The organism is Paenibacillus sp. NRS-1760, from assembly GCF_050467785.1.
In the GTDB taxonomy this organism is placed as follows: Bacteria; Bacillota; Bacilli; order Paenibacillales; family Paenibacillaceae; genus Pristimantibacillus.
Map to the genome: position 1 here is coordinate 1 of NZ_JBITPK010000024.1, position 16,266 is coordinate 16,266.

The following is a 16,266-nucleotide window of genomic DNA, read 5'->3' on the forward strand; positions in this document are numbered from 1 at the left end:
CTTTCGTATCCAGTTTTCAGGGCGCAACTTGCTAATGCGTGCATTAGCAGACGACCCACAAAAGTGGGTTTTCTTTTTTGTCCAGCACCTGATTTTAGTTATGGCGGTCGTGGCGAAGTGGTTAACGCATCGGTTTGTGGATCCGACACTCGGGGGTTCAATTCCCCTCGATCGCCCCATTTTTTAAAAAATAGTATGGCATTTTTTTGTTGGGGATTAGCCAAGCGGTAAGGCAACGGACTTTGACTCCGTCATTCTCAGGTTCGATCCCTGAATCCCCAGCCATTTAGTTGCGGAAGTGGCTCAGCGGTAGAGCATCGCCTTGCCAAGGCGAGGGTCGCGGGTTCGATTCCCGTCTTCCGCTCCATTTAAGTTGGCGCCATAGCCAAGTGGTAAGGCAGAGCTCTGCAAAAGCTCTACCCCTAGTTCGAGTCTAGGTGGCGCCTCCATTACAATTTTATAAAATGTGCCCTTAGCTCAGCTGGATAGAGCGTTTGACTACGAATCAAAAGGCCAGGAGTTCGAATCTCTTAGGGCACGCCATCTTTACTCAAATGCCGATGTGGCGGAATGGCAGACGCGCGCGACTCAAAATCGTGAGGGAAACCGTGGAGGTTCGAGTCCTCTCATCGGCACCATATTGTATAAACGATAGCTCATTAGATATTTTATCTAATGAGCTTTTTTTGTATTGCTTTAAAACCCCTTTCATAGCAAGAGCCGATGATGGCTTCGAAATATACTCCAAATGAGAATTGACGTTGGTCAGAGATCATGATATCCGCTGGAGTGCACATCTCACTTTGATTGCATTCTGCAGTTAATATCTGTAAGTTAATACATAACTGAACTTTTCTGTTCTTTAAAATAAATACATAAGGGGGATATGAGGTAATGGACGGTATGCCATCAAGTATTATTTTCGGCTGAAAGGAAGCCATTTTTGGAGGTGCGTTAGGATGAGACATTATAATAACAACCCGTTGCTATTATCCATTCCAGAGAGTTTTGAAAGCAGTCGTCTTCATATCCGCGCGCCTCAATGGGGGGACGGAGCGAAGCTGAATGAGGCCGTTAGAGAAAGTGAAAATGAGCTCAAACCTTGGATGCCATGGGCTCAAGCGATGCCTACGATTGAAGAATCTGAAGTTGTCATCAGGAAGTCACGGTCCAAGTATATGGATCGTTCAGACCTCATGCTGCTGCTTTTTTTAAAGGATACAGGTCAGTTGATAGGAAGCAGCGGTCTTCATCGCATAAATTGGCAAGCGCGAAAATTTGAAATTGGGTACTGGGCTCGTACAGCTTACAGCGGCCAAGGCTTTATAACGGAAGCGACGAATGCAATTTCAACATTTGCAATAAATGAGCTAGAAGCCAATCGTATTGAAATACGTTGTGATGCTAGGAATTATCGAAGCGCGCGAGTTGCGGAGCGACTGGGCTTCACATTAGAAGGCATACTCCGAAATGAAAAATGTGATGTCAACGGTATTCTGCGGGATACGATGGTGTTTGCGAAAGTAAGAGGCAAAGAATTTTGAAGAAAAAGAACAGCACTATTTAGGCTTATTTTTCAACCATGAATAGGTATCTTCGATCGTTCGAGGGAAGACAGAACCTTGCTCTTTCGTCAAGATAGGAGCAGATTCCAACTCTTCTCTAGAACCCATTCCTTTACGGAGCTTGAAAGAGAGTGTAGGATACTTATTATGGAAAGAAATAAATGATTATCATCAGACAGGGAGTGTTTACGGGATGGGGAACAAAACCTTCACGCTGAGCGAAGCGAACGAGATGCTGCCGCAGTTGCAAGAGGATTTACGGAAGCTTCAACACATTACGGCGCAATTTGAAGATTTATATATAAGTTATCAGAAAGAGAAGGCTGCTTATGAACAAGTTTTTGCTGCTATTGAAGGCAGTGAGGACCCTTTCTTTGAGAGGGAAAGCCAGCTGGAATTTATGAAGATGGAGGTAGACCTGTTAATTGAAAACTTCTCGCGAAAAGGCGTGCAGTTGAAAATGATTACTCCTGGTTTAATTGACTTTCCAGCGGTGCTCGATAATGAGGATATTCTGATTTGCTGGAAGGAAGGCGAAGCTGAGGTTAGCCATTATCATGGTTTACATGATGGGTTTATGGGCAGAAAACCGTTTCCGCAGGATGAATAGTATTCATAATTAATGACCAGCAAGGATTTATCCTTGGCTGGTCTTTTTAGTGTGAAGACAACACGGACTGATTAGAAACATTTTACAATTATTATACGTTATGTAAGCTAAGTGATGAAAATTAGAGATAAGAAGGTGTGAAATGAGAAACTGGAAAACAGCTTTTTCGCGAGGCGTTATGATGGCATGCTGTTCTCTACTATTAATGAGTTCTGTTGTATCTGCATCATTTGATTCACGTACTTCCTATGTGGGAGATAACAAGGAAACGGAGATAGCTGCTCCTATTATTAAACCGCAATGGTCATTGAACTACGAAGGTATAGCAGCAACAGGTGAAGGTAAAGCCTTTTATTTGCTAAAGGGAAAAGTGATAGCTGTTACTATTCAGAATGGGAAAAAGCTGTGGGAGTATGGCAGTCAACTCAAAGCGCCTGTCGTATATAAGGATGGCCAACTGTACGTTAATTCGAGCGGAGGCCGTGTTCACACTATCAAGGCGTCCTCAGGCAAGAAAGTATGGGTGGCTTCCGTGAACGCTAATAACATTCATGATATTATTCCGGATGGCGATCAGCTGTTCACCTTTAATGGAGACATTCAAGCTTACAGCATAAAGGATGGTAAATTTCAGTGGCGTGACAATTACAAAGAGCCGCTGCGCAAAAAGATACTGTTTCATGGCGATTTTATAATAGGAGAAAATGAGTTGTCGGGTGCTTACACTTACTCGCTCCTTCATGCTTTTAATCGCAAGACAGGAAAAAGGGTTTGGGAAGCTGCACATTACAACTTTCCAATTGGTGCAAAGGATGGAACTCTAACTGCGCAGAAGCTCGTTAACTTGTTTGAGCCTGCTCCATTAACTACACTTGATACCCTAGATATCAAGACGGGCAAAGTACTTAACAGCAAACAATATAATCCTCTAAAAATTAATTTGAATAAAGGAGAATCCGGCAATGAAGGTGACGCTTGGATTAACGGGGACAACGTATTCGTCAATTTCAATTCTGAGGTGTATAGTTACCCTCTAAATGCTGATCCGAGCAAAATAGAGCCCAAGGTGTATAAGCCTGTTGTTTACGCGCCAGGATTTGAATATGCGGCTGGGCCACATGATGGAAAATTGATTTATACGAATGGCCGCGGGATATATGGGGTTAAATTAATTAATAAGACAACCGTGGATTATAATGCTGGTGTAACAGGCCTCATCGCACGTTTTGATTTAATTGGTAAAGGGATATATATGGCGCAAACGGATGGAACGGTATCAGCTATCCATTTAGATACAGCAGCGCCAATTGTACAATTAAAAACAAATGAAAGAGAGTTTGGAGAAACGCTGCTTGAGAGCGGAATGATTGTGATTCAGACAAAAGGCAAGCTGCTTGCATTCAAACAACCAACCATCTTGAAATCTAGCGTCAAGTAATTAATTAACAGCTCAATGATCATTAATTACAAAAGAGCCCCGATTACGAAAAATCGGGGCTCTTTGCTTTATCGTAAAATAAGCTCAGCGGTTACCGGATTATGGTCGCTGTGTTCAAATGCTAAATCTGTGCTTTGCAGCCGAATTTTATCTACGTTTGAAGAAACGAGAAAACCATCAATTACGGCTCTGAAATTAACGCCTTCCGTGTATGCAATATCTAATGTACGTACAGTAGCGATGCTGTCGTCAACCATCCACTTGAAGCCGCTTGGGTTGAAATCCTCAGGAAACTGCTGAAGCCATTCTGGCCATGCCTGTGTCGTTTCGAATCGATCAGGGGTAGTGCCGGGCAGTGCATGGTTCCAATCGCCGCCTACAATAATATAATTTCCTTTGTCATTCTCTTTCTCTAAAAAAGCGGCTAAATAATCCAATTGCTGCTTGCGGATTTTGCCGCCCTCATCAAAGGCAGATAAATGAAGATTGATAACAATAAGCTCTTTGCCGTTATTGACCTCAAATCTGCTTTCTATAAAGGCACGATCCAATTCAAGCTGCTGTATCGGCCAGCTCTCTTTGCCTGGAAGATCGTATCGCTGATTGCTTTTGCTTTTGAATGTCGAGAAGGTTAGAAGGCCGCTCTGAACGGAGCCCATTGGATTAAAAATCGGAACGGGAACCCATGCAACTTTATAGTTATAAGCAAATGCATAGCTGTAATCTTCCAAAGGTTTTGCCAAATAGTCTATTTCATTAATATGGTAGCTTCTTGATGAGCGGGCATCGACTTCCTGAAGCAAATAAAAATTGGACTGGTTTGTTTTCATAAAGGACGAAATGGCGTCTAGATTGGAAATCGTTTGATTTTTGCTGCTGGAGCGTGATTTTTTACCTCCATCCATAAAAAAATCTTGTTTTTTGTCCAAGCCAGCATAGCCGATATTGAAGGTCGTAACTGTAAATGGAACGCCTTGCTCGATGAGTTGCTCTTTATTATTTTCTGACATAATCTCGATAACTTCTACGGGTTTATAATCGGATAAAGTAATATACAGTAAAAACCCTCCTGCAATCGCAACTGCGAGTAGGACAAGCGTACCAATTGTTTTTAATATCTTTTTCCCCATATGATCCATCCTTTCATTACGTATTGCGTTACTCACATTTAAGATTATAAGTATGCTACTGGAAATGTACCATGATATGGGTTAGGGAACTAGTTGTTTTTTATTGATGTCTTCCCACTATTCAAGAAAGTGATATTAACGATACTAAATATTGAGACTATAATTAAGCACATTACAGGTCATATGTGACCAAGGATGGGGAATGAATGATGAATATAATAGCTTTTAAACACTTCGCTTTTGATGATGATTATGCATTTCGTTCATGGGCCAGCTTTGGAGGACATCGCTTGGATGTTAAGAACCCTGCTCTTGAGATTGATGTCAAATGGCTTGACGATATGGATTTGCTTGTTATATGCGGCGGGCCAATGAGCGTCTATGAAGAGGAGAAATATCGTTGGCTTACGGCAGAGAAGCAGTTCGTGCTGCAAGCCATTCAGCTTGGCAAAAAAGTGCTGGGCATCTGCTTTGGTGCTCAAATGATAGCTGAGCTGCTGGGAAGCCGAGTATACCGAAATACGCATAAAGAAATAGGCTGGCATTCGATTAACCGTACGAAGGAGCAGCATCCTTGGCTCTGCGGCTTGCCTGAGCAATTTATTTCGTTTCAGTGGCATGGCGATACCTTCGACTTGCCTCAGGACACGCGGCTCCTCGCTTCTTCAGAGGTGTGCAAGGCGCAGGCATTCGCTTATGGCGAGCATGTCATGGGACTGCAATTTCATTTGGAGACGACAGCTGCATGCATGGAATCCATGTTTGCACATTGGTCTTCAGAGCTTATTCAGGCGCCATACATTCAAACAGCTGAACAGATTCGCAGTCAATTCGCGCGCACTGAGCAGTCTCTAACACTGCTACATGGTATATTGGATCAGATTTCCTTAAAGTGTTAATAGTGGAACCATTTTTGTTGCTCCCTTAGTCCAAAAGTAATATCATAAATGAATAATGAAGCGGCTAGATTATCGGTTAAGGAAAAGGAGATTTCAAGCATGAAGCACAATCGTCTCGGGAAATCAGAGCTCTACATAAGTGAGATCGGCCTTGGCTGCATGTCACTAGGGACAGATAAAGTAAAAGCGACAGCCCTAGTACATGAAGCGATCGAGAAGGGCATTAATTTTCTAGATACGGCTGATCTTTATGATGAGGGTCTTAATGAGGAAATAATCGGCGAGGCAATAAAGGGAAAACGGGCAGATATTGTACTTGCGACGAAGGTCGGCAATCGTTGGGAGAAGGGAAAAGCGGGCTGGTCGTGGGACCCGTCCAAAGCTTATATTAAGTCGGCTGTAAAAGACAGCTTGCGAAGGCTCCAAACGGACTATATCGATTTGTATCAGCTGCATGGAGGCACACTGGATGATCCCATATCGGAGACGATTGAAGCATTTGAGGAGCTTAAGCAAGAGGGACTCATTCGCTATTACGGCATTTCTTCCATTCGTCCAAATGTGATTCGAGAATATGTGGAGCGTTCAAATATCGTCAGTGTGATGAGCCAGTATAGTATTTTGGACAGAAGGCCTGAAGAGCAAATATTACCTTTGTTAAAAGAGAAGGGCATTAGTTTAATCGCTCGAGGTCCGGTAGCAAAAGGGATTTTAACAGATAATGGAGCTGTCAAGGCGGAAAAGGGTTATTTGGATTATGACAAAGAGGAGCTGTCGTCTTTGCGAGACGTTTTGCTAGAGATGGGAGAAGGCTCGCGTGATTTGGCGCATACAGCTATCCGGTATGCTTTGGCCAATCCAGCTGTAGCTGCTGTCATTCCTGGTGCAAGCTCGTTTGAACAGCTGCTGCATAATATAGCGGCAAGTGAAGCTCTTCAGCTATCTCCCGCTGAGCTGGAGGCCATTAAGAGGTTAAGTAAAGAAAACCGTTTTAAACAGCACCGTTAGAGAATAGGAGAGGCTGCCTGATAGGCAGCTTTTTTTTGATTATAAAATAAAAAAGTTTTGATCCATTGATAGATATTTGGCGTAAGTGGCATCTGTCTAGTAAGGGGGATGAATGATGGAGGTTTGGGCACCCGATTTGCAAGTTCTGTTAAGTAGTGGAGCAGGGGCAGAAGCACAGGAGCAATCGTTAGTTGAACGAGCAAGGACCGGCGATGAGGAAGCGTTCGGGGAGCTGGTGCGTCGTCATCGAGCTAAGGCGCTTGGACTCGCTGGCAGCTTGACGAAGGATGCGTTTATGGCAGAGGACATCGTGCAGGAAGCGCTGATTCGTGCATTTATGCACCTCGGTACGCTTACAGACGCAAGCAGGTTTATTCCTTGGCTGCACCGGATCGTGCGAAATCAAGCCTATATGAAGCTGAGGAGAGGCGGGCCCTATAGCAAGGAGCGGCCATTCGTTAGCTTCATGAGCCAATCAGGGCTGCCAGCAGAGGCAGGCAAAAGTGGGCAGTCAGTTGATTGGAGTGATATCGACAGCATCCTGTTTCTTTTAACAGATCAAGCCATGAATGAGCCGCGCGAAGGTCAAAATCCGGAGCATGCTGTCATCCGCCAAGAAACGCTCCAGAGCATTCATACGCTGATCCGATGCTTGAACAAGCGGGAGCGGGATATTTTTGAAGCACGATTTTTTGGCGAGCTGCCGCCGACTGAGATTGCTGAGCTGTTCGATACGACGACTGCAAACGTATACAATATGCTGTCGAGATCAAGGGTTAAGCTTCGGAAGGAGCGTATTCGCATATCGATTAGTTTATATGTGGAGCAAAGGGCGTTGCTCGGTTTGCCCAGAAGGAAAATTCTCACTCCTCCCCCTATGTAGGTTCAGAACGTCTATGATAAACCTTGAATGGAGCTGAAAATAATGACGCTGGATAGGGATTGGTCCAAAACATGGACCTCGGCCGCTGCTGCTATACATGGCGCGGTGAGCTACACGGATAAAAAACATTTTACGCTAACAGATGTGATGGGATTTACCGGTCATGCCTTTCGCATGAATATTGATCCCGTCAGTATTAACGCGGCAGGGCCAACGTCATTCCCAGGTGGATATATATTGAGGAGGAATATAGGAAATCTCGGCTTTACGAGCTGTTTGGCTGATCCTATGCTCCCGTTAACACCGGATAAAGTGGAGCGAACTATCGCTCTCGTTCAGCAGTCAATCGACCGTGGCATTCCTGCCATTTCATTTGATTTGTTTATACCTGAATTCGGTTTGATCTATGGTTATGAGGATGATAAGCAGCTCTTTCATGCAAAAGATGTATCGAAGGATGGCACGATAAGTTATGCCGATTTTGCCGATTCCAAGATTGATTTGTTGTTCGTGACGACGATTAGCGAAAGCCTGCCTCACTCGAAATACGAAATATTGCGCATGGCGTTATCGATGATCGTGGATCATGGGCGAGGCAAGGAATGGACGCATGTGTTCGAGGATAAATTTGTACAGGGCTTAGCGGGTTATGAGGCATGGATTGGTGTGATGGAGCGGCGAAATGCGGATGAGCATGGTCATGCCTATAACATTGCTGTCATTTCTGATGCGCGTGAGTTCGCTGCTCGTTTTTTACGCGAATTGGCATTCCGCTGGGATGGGACAAATGTTGTGGAGAGAACGGTTCGCAAGCATGCGGGTGAAGCAGCGCTGCATTACGAGGTAGTTGCTGAGGCGCTGGGCAAGCTGAGAGAGATATTCCCCTTCCCAGAAGGCGGCAAGCCGAAGGACCCTGAAACCGCGGATCGTGCAATCGTACTGCTTCGGCAAGCGCAGGAGTCGGAGTCGAAGGGATTGGAGCAGCTGGAGCAGCTGTTTCATTTTATGAAGGAATATTATTCGGAGATATGGGTGAATTGAGTCATCATTGTGTAACGGTTGGGCAAGTGTATGTGTAGAAAGAAAATAAATTATTAGACTGGAAAATAAAGTTGTAGACTAAGAAAATAAAGTCTTAGACTAACGATGCATCATTAACCGAGGGATGGGCAGATTTGTTTAAAACCAGCGAGACTGAGCAATTGCCAGAGGTCGCTCTTTTGGCGAACCGAAGAGTGTGGCTGATCAGGAAACTATCTACGCTTGGAAAGTAGTGTTAGCTGTTGAGTAAAGTAAAATTCCGCAAAAAATATCAAAACAGAGCGTTCCATCTGTCGTAAAGTGAGTATATCGATATGGAGGCATTACAGTGAATTATAAGGATTTGGTAATCAAGGCCATTACCTATATTGAGGATCATCTGACCGATGAGAGATTAAGCACCAAGGTTATGGAGGCTGCGGGCTATTCGCCGTACCATTTTCACCGGATCTTCCTATCGGTTACGAGAAACTCCGTCTCGGAGTACATACGCAAGCGGAGATTGACACAAGCAGCATGCGATTTATTTTATTCCAACCAAAGGATCATAGATATTGCCATCCTGTACCGGTTCGAGTCTCAGGAATCCTTCGCCCGAGCCTTTGGGAAAATGTTCTCCATCTCGCCTGGACAATTTCGAAAGCAAAGGGACATGAAGGACACGCTGTTCCGGGCAATGGAGAAGCTTCCTTTGGATGAAGTGGGGCTACAGCATTTGAATAAGAGCGTCTCCCTCGTGCCAGCTATTGTCTGCCTGAATAAGATGCATCTGGTCGGCATGTCGATACCGGGTGTCAATTCGGACGAAGTCGGAAAGCTATGGCGGAGCTTTAGGCAGCGTTTGTTTGAAATTGAGCGAAAGCCGGATACGGAAGACATATTTTATGCGGTCATTGAACTTACAGGTAGGCAATGGGAAGTCACGTATATCGCTTGTGTCGAGGTGGCTAGCGAGGAGAGTGTAGTTCCCTTGGGAATGGTCGCTAAGCTGCTCCCAGTTGTAACTTATGCGGTTTTTACTCATAAGGGGACATTATCGAGACTCAACGATACGTTCCAGTACATTTATGAAATCTGGTTACCCAAGTCAGGCAGCATTCGTACGAATTGCCCGGAGTTTGTGCGTTACGACCATCGATATCTAGGACCGATGAACGAGGATTCGGTATTAGACATATATATTCCCGTTGGCTCGCCATATTAGGAGCATGTAGCTCAAGGAGAGGAAGAAATCAAGATGAACAAAATAGAAGACATTGTTGAAGGATATGCAGGTTGCTGTGAGGTACAAATTACCGACAACGCATTGAAGGTGACCGTTCCCATGATCGTGATGTATCCGACAGATGCACCGGAACAGACTGATAGGTTAGGTCCGTACTCATTGGAGGTGGCCAGAGACGCAGCGCCGCTGGAGGGAAAATTTAGACTAGTCCTCATTTCACACGGTACAGGCGGTTCACCGCTTGTGTACCGATCGCTCGCTCGGCATTTGGCGCGCAGCGGCTTTATCGTGGGCCTTCTCGAACATCCATTTAATAACCGCAATGATAATAGTTTGGAAGGTACTGTCCAAAACCTCACCTATCGCCCTCGGCACCTTCGCATGGCAGCCGACTGGTTTTTTGAAGATGAGAGGTTTAAGGGGCTTCTACAGCCGGGAGGCCATTCGGTCATCGGGCATTCCATGGGGGGCTACACCGCGCTTGCAGCAGCTGGAGGTATCCCGACCTCCTTCCCTACTGAGAGCCCAGATGGGAAGCCGCAGCAGATCGATGTCCCTCATGATTCACGCATCCGGTCCCTGATTTTGCTAGCCCCGGCGTCCGTTTGGTTCCGTAATGAGGGAGCATTAAACAACGTTCGGCTCCCGATTCTCATGTTGGATGCCGAGAGAGACCCTTACGCACTTCCTTTTCACGCGCAGATCATCATGAATAGTGTTGCTGAACCGCAAATGATTCGCTATCGGACGGTGGAGAATGCCGGACATTATTCCTTCCTGACTCCTTTCCCAGCTGAGATGATTTCACCAGCCTTTCCCCCCTCGCAAGACCCGCCCGGCTTTGATCGCGTGCAATTTCACGAAACGCTGAAGGCTGAAGTAGTAGAGTTTCTGTTGACTTAACATTAGGAACAATCACTTTCCGTCGAAATCAAATGTTAACTGAGAGTTCGATTAACTAATCGTTACGCTAACTGGGGAATGTTAGTTCAATATCAGACTGAAACAGCAGCGGCAGTCTAAGACTTTATTTTCACGTCTTAGTTCGCCGCTGCTTACTTTATTGGAACAGTCTAAAACTTATTTTGCGAAGGCTGCCAAATTAATAATTGAAAAACCACATTAGATCAACAACTCCAGTCTAGAACTTTATTTTCAACGAACAGTATGATGAGGGACAATAGGGAAAGTTTTTAAAGATATAAGCAGCGATAGCTCCAAATAAAGCTGCTCAAAAAAGTTTGACAGGGAGAAAGCCTATACCAAGGCTTTCTCTCTGTGCTATTCTTAGGGTGGAAGGTTTGACATTATCAACTGTATGAAATAACATTACAGTATCCTTCTTGAGAGGGAGTTGTGAAAATGAATAGTGAATTTACGGTTGCGGTTCACAGCTTAGTGCTGTTAGCTTATTTGCCTGATCATATGGCGAGCAGCGAGACCATTGCTCGCAACGTTTCGACGAATCCGACACGTATTCGCAAAATTATGAGTTCCTTACGGAAGCATGGCTTTGTGAAGACGAAGGAAGGAATCGGCGGGGGATATATTTTGAATTGTGAGCCGAATGAGGTTACGCTGGCACAAATATATCGAGCACTATCAGGCGGTACGCTAAAGCCGCATTGGTGTTCAGGCAATCCAGAGGAGGACTGTCTGGTATCCGCGAATATTCAAGTGGTGATGGATCATTTTTTTTACGAGGCAGAGCTTCATTACGTGGCCTATTTGGAGCAAAATACGCTTCAAACTGCTTTGGACAAGATTCGAAAGTGTCAGCAGCAGCTTAAGGAAAAGCAGGTTTGATGCTTTTCAATGCTTGCCAGTTCATGCAGGCATCATGACTGTTTCACGATAGAGCGGTAAATATGGTTGAATACTGTATATTACCGCTCATGTCATGAAGCTGATGCATTTGCAGCGGCTCTTTTTTACGTGTAAAATGTATCTAATAATAGTACAGTTGATTTGCCAATAATAATATTAATAGAAGCTACAGCTTCTATACGTAAAGAAAAGAGTGAATGTCATGTCAGAACAAACGATAAACAATTCAGCTTTTAATATTCCGTTATCCGTTCTTGATGTATCTCCCATTGTAGAAGGCGGCACTGTTGCCGAATCACTTAGCAATACATTAGATCTTGCACAGCATGCGGAAAAATGGGGCTATAACCGTTACTGGCTTGCGGAGCACCACAATGCACCAAGCATCGCCAGCTCAGCGACATCCATCGTTATTGGCCATGTTGCGGCAGGTACATCCACGATTCGTGTAGGCGCTGGGGGGATTATGCTGCCGAACCATGCGCCGCTCGTTATTGCTGAGCAATTCGGTACGTTGGAATCGTTGTTTCCAGGCCGAATTGATCTAGGACTTGGCCGCGCTCCTGGAACGGATGGTCTTACAGCAGCTGCACTTCGTGGAAACAGAAGAAGCAATGGGCATGATTTCCCAGAGCAGCTAGCTGAGCTGCGCGCGTTTTTAGATCCGGCGAGTGCTGAGGTGGGCATGCCAGTGCGAGCGATTCCGGGTGAAGGTCTTGATATTCCGATTTGGCTATTGGGTTCGAGCGATTTCAGCGCCTTGCTCGCTGCACAGTTAGGATTGCCATTTGCTTTTGCAGGACATTTCTCGCCTAATTTCACCGTTCCAGCAATGAATCTTTATCGAAGCAGCTTTAAGCCATCAGCGATTCTTGATAAGCCAAAAGGAATGGTAGCGGTCAATGTCATTGCGGCAGATACGGATGAAGAGGCGGAGTATCTAGCGACATCCATGCAGCAGCTGTTCCTATCCTTTATTCGCAACACGCGTGGAGCTTTGCCTGCACCTGTTCGCAATATGGATGACGTCTGGACGGCGCAGGAGAAGATTGCTTTGATGCAGCAATTAGGCTCTTCCATTGTTGGCGGACCGGAGACGGTACGCACGAAGCTGAAGCAATATATTGAGGCGACGAAGGCGGATGAGATTATGGTCGCCGCACATATTTATGATCACCAAGCTAGATTGCGCTCATATGAAATTATAGCTGGGCTGTAATAAACCGAATTTGCTAATAAAATTGAAGCAGACTAGAAAAGAGTGAAGACTTAATAACCAAGTCTTCACTCTTTTTTGCTTTAAATGGGCTGATTTACTCGATAGGCGGATAGTGCCCTTTGCGCAGCTTATTAATTGAATAACCAAAGTCCATTTGAAGATGAGGATAGTCAGGGAAGTTTTTCCAATCCCCACCCCAAGAGAAGCCTAGGCGCTTGGCGATTTCAACAACTTCCATCCAGTCGGACCGCCCATTTTTATTGCCGTCATACTCCATGTCCCATATAACCTCGCCCTTCTTCGTTCGCAGGGCAAAATCGATAGCGAGGCCGTAATTGTGATAGGAGTGTCCGCCTTGAACTTGCGTAACGACTTTACCCTCTGTTGTGCGTCCTTTTGCATAAATCGCGTTTTGCTCCTCGCTTGAACGGAAGCCGTCTGTGACGAGAATGGTGATGCCGGCCTTGCTCGTTTCGGCAATCAGCTCGGTCTGCTTAATGAATACGATCGGATGCAGTGCCGTTACGGGTGGAGCTTCAATAGGATCATTGTTCGGCAAGTATGGATCAAAGGAAAGAATAACCTTCCATAATAGAGCAGCGGTTAGCGCTAAAATAATAAACAGCAGTATTCGGTTTCGCTTGCGTTTACTTCTTGCTGCCAGGCTCAGCTGAGCCGGTAATGTAGGATGAGAAACATGATTTCGTTCCAGCATGCTGAATCTCCTTACGTTTTATATCCGCTTATTTTATCATATTGTTTATTTTGACACCCTAGTCTGTGGTAGGGGATTAGGCTTAATTACTATTGATTATGCTTTCTACCAATATTTTAGTAATGAGTTATAGAGTAGATTTTGTTATGCTTCGAGGATTGATCGCATGAGGAGGGTCTTTCGTGAAGCATACTTATACTAGATTTGCTCTAGCAGCATTTACTTTACTATATATCATAACACTTGTTGCTCATCCCATTGCGGCTCAAAGCACGCTGCCTTTTGATGATATATCAAGCAGCTATGCCAAACAGGAAATCATCGATTTATACAATAAAAAGATCATAACGGGCACATCGGAGCGAAGCTTCTCACCAAAGCAATCGATCTCGAGAGCAGAGTTTGTCACTGTGCTGGATCGGCTGCTCGGGCTTGAGCCTGTACCGACGCCAGTATCGCCATATACTGATGTACCTATGAAGGCTTGGTATTACGGATGGATTCAGGCTGCTGTGCAGCTTGGCTTAGCAGATGGCGTCAGCGCCTCTTTGTTTGCACCTGCGAAGGCAGTTACAAGGCAGGAAGCAGCCGTATTATTAACGAGAGCACTGAAGAAGCTGGATCATAAATCGGAAGAAAAGCTAAGCTTTGGCGATGACAGCCGCATTGCTGCTTGGGCAAGTTCTTCTGTAGTGGCGATGAATGCCCTTGGCCTTATGAAAGGTGACGATAAGGGGAATTTCCGTCCGAGCGATCCGATAAGCAGGCAAGAAACCGCAGTAATGATTCATCGGGTGCTGCAAAATGTGAACTGGGCAGCTGAGCTTGCAGCTAAGCCCAAGGAAACGATAAAGCTAGGCTGGCAGTATGGCCAGACGACGCAGCAGTATGAACAAACGGTTTTGAAATCTAATGTAAACACCTTGTCACCGCGTTGGTATTTTACAGGGGAAGCAGGAGAGATATCGGATAACACGGATCCATCTCTTGTGGCTTGGGCGAAACAGCATAATAAAAAAGTATGGGCAATGGTCGGCAACCGCTCTGATCAAGCGGCTACTCATAAGCTGCTATCCAGTTCCACACTACGCACCAAAGCAATTTCTCAGCTTGCAGAGTACGTGACAAAGTATAAGCTGGACGGGCTCAATATTGATTTTGAAAATGTTGCGCCGCAGGATCGAGCGGCTTTGACCGCCTTCATCACGGAGCTGTCCAAAAAAATGAAGCTCTTAAACGTTACGCTGTCGCTTGACGTATCTCCCGACCGGGGAACGGATTGGACAGACGCTTTTGATTTTGCCGCGCTTGGGAAATTAGCCGATTATATCGTATTGATGGGCTATGATGAGCACTGGGGAGACGGCTCGGAAGCGGGCTCCAATGCCTCTATAGGTTTTGATGAAGCGGCTGTGAATAAGCTTCTTAAATTGGTGCCAAGCCAAAAGGTAATACTGGGCGTGCCTTTCTATAACCGTGATTGGGATTTAAAGAAGGACGGCAGCGTTGAGTCCTCTGCATTTATTTCGTTTAGCGAGCAGAATGCGATCATTAGTAAATATGGAATCAGTCCTTTATGGGACGCCAAAATCGGGCAGTACACAGCTGCATATATGAAGAACGGTATACAGCATAAAATATGGGTCGAGGACGGGCGTTCGTTAACCGAAAAATATAAGCTGGCTGTAAAAAGCAAGCTTGCTGGACTAGCTTACTGGTACGTAGGCGGCGAAAGTCCGGATATATGGATAAGTCTAAAAAATGCGGATCGATTTTTGGGTTATTCCTTCTCATCATAGTTATTTACCAAAACTGCTGAATTGATTCGCAAAAACAAACGATTTGAGGGCTGTCCCATAAGCATCAAGCTCGCTGAGGTATAGCTCGCTTTGAACGGGAGTATTGGTAGCAGTACAGGAGGGCTATTCCTGTACTGCTATTTTTCTATTCTGGTCTATGGTTGCTTGCTTCATAGGATTATGGGCAAGCGAAAGCCACCCGACCTCCAGACTTACCTTAGGTAATCTGTGAAGCAGAAACGCCGGAATCCTTGGTTATTCTTTATCTGCCCTAAAACACTTTCGGGTTCAATCATTTGTCTTACCGACAGCGAATATCCTTCCTCGCAGCACAGTTTTTCCCTTGCTTGCTGCTTGTAGCGCATAATAACTCAGACTGACCATATCCAGCATCAGCGATGATCGTCGTATGATTGTAATGTGCGCGAACCGATAGTGGAGAGTAAATAAGTGTAAAAGTGCACCTGTTTTTAATAAACAAGATTGGAATGTTGCAAATAGGTGTACAAATACCTCTAATTGAGCAGAGTTGAAGAAGATTTGGTTAAATAAGTGCATTTCTACACTTAGATGAAGCTGCTGCAGGCGCTGCCGCAAAAGTTTTTGCGTGACAGGGGAACATCCCCGTTTTCAAATGAAAGGACTTCAAATTCCACTGTGTAGTGGAGCTTGAGGTCCTTTTTCTCGATACAAATAAGTTCTAAGCAGTGCTCAAAAAATCGCAAAATGACTTATGAGACAGCCCCTTTTTTTAAAAGTCTGCAGCTAACCTATGAGATGAGGCATTATATGTTATGAATATGATGTAAAGCAACGAAAACTAGAATCGTATTTTCCGAACTAGCTATTGCGTGGTGAAAATGTGTAAAATATGTAAGGCAGAGCGGTAATTATTGTTTATATGTAG

Annotated in this window: 14 protein-coding genes, 6 tRNA genes and 1 pseudogene; 18 read left to right on the forward strand and 3 right to left on the reverse strand. The window is 44.9% G+C overall.

The window, feature by feature from the left end; genetic code table 11:
- The first annotated feature begins 103 nt into the window (after positions 1–103).
- From ACIFSR_RS32720 to ACIFSR_RS32760, 9 genes are all read left to right on the forward strand, one after another.
- Positions 104–179, forward strand: a tRNA-His gene (locus ACIFSR_RS32720).
- 31 nt (positions 180–210) lie between these two features.
- Positions 211–285: transfer RNA gene (locus ACIFSR_RS32725), tRNA-Gln, on the forward strand.
- 7 nt (positions 286–292) lie between these two features.
- Positions 293–367: transfer RNA gene (locus tag ACIFSR_RS32730), tRNA-Gly, on the forward strand.
- A gap of 8 nt (positions 368–375) precedes the next feature.
- A tRNA-Cys gene (locus ACIFSR_RS32735) sits at positions 376–449 on the forward strand.
- A 17-nt stretch (positions 450–466) separates the two neighbouring features.
- A tRNA-Arg gene (locus tag ACIFSR_RS32740) sits at positions 467–543 on the forward strand.
- A gap of 13 nt (positions 544–556) precedes the next feature.
- Positions 557–638, forward strand: a tRNA-Leu gene (locus ACIFSR_RS32745).
- Between the two features lie 321 nt (positions 639–959).
- Complete coding sequence (locus tag ACIFSR_RS32750) at positions 960–1,544, forward strand: GNAT family N-acetyltransferase (protein WP_339205125.1); 585 nt, start codon at positions 960–962, stop codon at positions 1,542–1,544.
- Positions 1,545–1,758: 214 nt separating this feature from the next.
- Positions 1,759–2,175, forward strand: coding sequence for a DUF2203 domain-containing protein (locus ACIFSR_RS32755; protein ID WP_339205123.1), 417 nt, complete (start codon positions 1,759–1,761; stop codon positions 2,173–2,175).
- A gap of 142 nt (positions 2,176–2,317) precedes the next feature.
- Positions 2,318–3,613, forward strand: a complete 1,296-nt coding sequence (locus tag ACIFSR_RS32760; RefSeq protein WP_339205122.1) for a PQQ-binding-like beta-propeller repeat protein — start codon at positions 2,318–2,320, stop codon at positions 3,611–3,613.
- A 68-nt stretch (positions 3,614–3,681) separates the two neighbouring features.
- Here the strand turns inward: ACIFSR_RS32760 and ACIFSR_RS32765 are convergent, their stop codons facing one another.
- Positions 3,682–4,743: an endonuclease/exonuclease/phosphatase family protein gene (locus tag ACIFSR_RS32765; RefSeq protein ID WP_430063345.1), complete on the reverse strand. Its 1,062-nt coding sequence runs from the start codon at positions 4,741–4,743 to the stop codon at positions 3,682–3,684.
- Positions 4,744–4,949: 206 nt separating this feature from the next.
- Between ACIFSR_RS32765 and ACIFSR_RS32770 the strand changes: the two genes are divergently transcribed.
- The 8 genes from ACIFSR_RS32770 to ACIFSR_RS32805 all read left to right on the forward strand — a co-directional run bounded on the left by ACIFSR_RS32770 (position 4,950) and on the right by ACIFSR_RS32805 (position 12,845).
- Positions 4,950–5,642, forward strand: coding sequence for a type 1 glutamine amidotransferase (locus ACIFSR_RS32770; RefSeq protein ID WP_339205119.1), 693 nt, complete (start codon positions 4,950–4,952; stop codon positions 5,640–5,642).
- A 99-nt stretch (positions 5,643–5,741) separates the two neighbouring features.
- The gene (locus ACIFSR_RS32775) at positions 5,742–6,650 is read left to right on the forward strand and encodes an aldo/keto reductase (protein WP_430063347.1); all 909 of its coding nucleotides are present in this window, start codon (positions 5,742–5,744) and stop codon (positions 6,648–6,650) included.
- Between the two features lie 112 nt (positions 6,651–6,762).
- Positions 6,763–7,533: an RNA polymerase sigma factor gene (locus ACIFSR_RS32780; RefSeq protein WP_339205116.1), complete on the forward strand. Its 771-nt coding sequence runs from the start codon at positions 6,763–6,765 to the stop codon at positions 7,531–7,533.
- A 42-nt stretch (positions 7,534–7,575) separates the two neighbouring features.
- Positions 7,576–8,574: a hypothetical protein gene (locus ACIFSR_RS32785; RefSeq protein ID WP_430063349.1), complete on the forward strand. Its 999-nt coding sequence runs from the start codon at positions 7,576–7,578 to the stop codon at positions 8,572–8,574.
- 328 nt (positions 8,575–8,902) lie between these two features.
- Complete coding sequence (locus ACIFSR_RS32790; RefSeq protein ID WP_339205114.1) at positions 8,903–9,778, forward strand: GyrI-like domain-containing protein; 876 nt, start codon at positions 8,903–8,905, stop codon at positions 9,776–9,778.
- A gap of 33 nt (positions 9,779–9,811) precedes the next feature.
- Entirely contained in the window at positions 9,812–10,702 is an 891-nt protein-coding gene (locus tag ACIFSR_RS32795) for an alpha/beta hydrolase family protein (RefSeq protein WP_025685725.1), read from the forward strand.
- A gap of 459 nt (positions 10,703–11,161) precedes the next feature.
- On the forward strand, positions 11,162–11,605 hold the full coding sequence (locus tag ACIFSR_RS32800; protein ID WP_076271867.1) for an RrF2 family transcriptional regulator: 444 nt from the start codon (positions 11,162–11,164) through the stop codon (positions 11,603–11,605).
- A gap of 223 nt (positions 11,606–11,828) precedes the next feature.
- Positions 11,829–12,845: an LLM class flavin-dependent oxidoreductase gene (locus tag ACIFSR_RS32805; protein WP_076271866.1), complete on the forward strand. Its 1,017-nt coding sequence runs from the start codon at positions 11,829–11,831 to the stop codon at positions 12,843–12,845.
- 94 nt (positions 12,846–12,939) lie between these two features.
- On the opposite strand, the gene ACIFSR_RS32810 is transcribed toward ACIFSR_RS32805, so the two are convergent.
- Entirely contained in the window at positions 12,940–13,560 is a 621-nt protein-coding gene (locus ACIFSR_RS32810; protein ID WP_339205113.1) for a M15 family metallopeptidase, read from the reverse strand.
- A gap of 182 nt (positions 13,561–13,742) precedes the next feature.
- Between ACIFSR_RS32810 and ACIFSR_RS32815 the strand changes: the two genes are divergently transcribed.
- Entirely contained in the window at positions 13,743–15,359 is a 1,617-nt protein-coding gene (locus ACIFSR_RS32815) for an S-layer homology domain-containing protein (RefSeq protein WP_430063352.1), read from the forward strand.
- A gap of 123 nt (positions 15,360–15,482) precedes the next feature.
- Here ACIFSR_RS32815 and ACIFSR_RS32820 read toward each other — a convergent pair.
- Positions 15,483–15,724 (reverse strand): annotated as a pseudogene (locus ACIFSR_RS32820) (transposase); the annotation flags it as partial.
- Positions 15,725–16,266: the final 542 nt, after the last annotated feature.

Excerpts from the sequence above, each read along its gene's own strand:
- ACIFSR_RS32800 (WP_076271867.1), top strand. The coding sequence starts at position 11,162 with ATGAATAGTGAATTTACGGTTGCGGTTCACAGCTTAGTGCTGTTAGCT.
- ACIFSR_RS32775 (WP_430063347.1), top strand. The coding sequence starts at position 5,742 with ATGAAGCACAATCGTCTCGGGAAATCAGAGCTCTACATAAGTGAGATC.
- ACIFSR_RS32795 (WP_025685725.1), top strand. The coding sequence starts at position 9,812 with ATGAACAAAATAGAAGACATTGTTGAAGGATATGCAGGTTGCTGTGAG.
- ACIFSR_RS32760 (WP_339205122.1), top strand. The coding sequence starts at position 2,318 with ATGAGAAACTGGAAAACAGCTTTTTCGCGAGGCGTTATGATGGCATGC.
- ACIFSR_RS32755 (WP_339205123.1), top strand. The coding sequence starts at position 1,759 with ATGGGGAACAAAACCTTCACGCTGAGCGAAGCGAACGAGATGCTGCCG.
- ACIFSR_RS32810 (WP_339205113.1), bottom strand. The coding sequence starts at position 13,560 with ATGCTGGAACGAAATCATGTTTCTCATCCTACATTACCGGCTCAGCTG.
- ACIFSR_RS32750 (WP_339205125.1), top strand. The coding sequence starts at position 960 with ATGAGACATTATAATAACAACCCGTTGCTATTATCCATTCCAGAGAGT.
- ACIFSR_RS32765 (WP_430063345.1), bottom strand. The coding sequence starts at position 4,743 with ATGGGGAAAAAGATATTAAAAACAATTGGTACGCTTGTCCTACTCGCA.
- ACIFSR_RS32770 (WP_339205119.1), top strand. The coding sequence starts at position 4,950 with ATGATGAATATAATAGCTTTTAAACACTTCGCTTTTGATGATGATTAT.
- ACIFSR_RS32785 (WP_430063349.1), top strand. The coding sequence starts at position 7,576 with ATGACGCTGGATAGGGATTGGTCCAAAACATGGACCTCGGCCGCTGCT.
- ACIFSR_RS32780 (WP_339205116.1), top strand. The coding sequence starts at position 6,763 with ATGATGGAGGTTTGGGCACCCGATTTGCAAGTTCTGTTAAGTAGTGGA.
- ACIFSR_RS32805 (WP_076271866.1), top strand. The coding sequence starts at position 11,829 with ATGTCAGAACAAACGATAAACAATTCAGCTTTTAATATTCCGTTATCC.